This window comes from Ruegeria sp. AH7 (assembly GCF_056541325.1).
On record NZ_JBQFYF010000020.1, the window covers coordinates 1 to 750 of the forward strand.

Annotated in this window: 2 protein-coding genes; one reads left to right on the top strand and one right to left on the bottom strand. The window is 56.0% G+C overall.

All coding sequences use genetic code 11. From position 1 onward, the window contains the following. Positions 1-417, bottom strand: a 417-nt coding sequence (locus ACR0JX_RS19705) for a molecular chaperone DnaJ (protein WP_480545522.1), incomplete at its 3' end; no start/stop codon positions are given. A 107-nt stretch (positions 418-524) separates the two neighbouring features. On the opposite strand from ACR0JX_RS19705, the gene ACR0JX_RS19710 reads away from it, so the two are divergent. Beyond that, positions 525-750: BolA family protein (locus ACR0JX_RS19710; RefSeq protein WP_480545524.1), on the top strand; the 226-nt coding region annotated here is incomplete at its 3' end.

Below are 750 nucleotides of genomic sequence, written 5' to 3' on the forward strand. Positions count from 1 at the left end.
ACCGCCGGAATTGGCGCGGCCGGGATTTTTGGTGGCGTTTTCGCCTAGAACCTGATGCGGGTCCTCGATCCCCAGACGTGCCCAGGCACGGGCCTCGGGATCGCCCATCGGTTTGGTCTCACGCTCCCACACTTTGTCCTTCGAACGCTGCGCGTTCAGTTCGGCCTCGGTGGTGCCGTCGAAGAAATTCCACTTCTGGTTATATTCGCGCACATGTTGCTGGCAGAACCAGAAAAAATCATCCAGCACGTCCGGAGCTTTGGGCGCGCGAAACTTACCGGGTTCTTCACAGCCCTCATGATCACAGATTCGCACCGAAGTTTCGGACGCACCTGACATACCCCGACGGCCGCGCGGCTTCTTTTTCTTAGCGCTCGACACGGACATATCGAATCCGAAGGGATCTGACTTTACCATCTGCACAACCTCACGAAGGCATCTTTTCGACTCGGAGGCAGCAGTTTAATCTAAGCAGCCGAAAGTAGAAGAGGGGGACGGCAATTTATTTGCCGTTGAGCATAAAAATGAGCGTGACCGACGAAATCCGTGAACGATTGCAGGCAGCATTTAACCCGCGTGAGCTGGAGGTGGTTGACGACAGCGAGAGCCATCGTGGTCACGCTGGATATCAGGAGGGCGGTGAGAGTCATTTCAACGTCCTTATTCGTTCTGCGGCTTTCGAGGGGCAATCCCGCGTTGCTCGCCATCGCGCAGTACATACGGCATTGGGGGATATAGTCCCCCGTATCC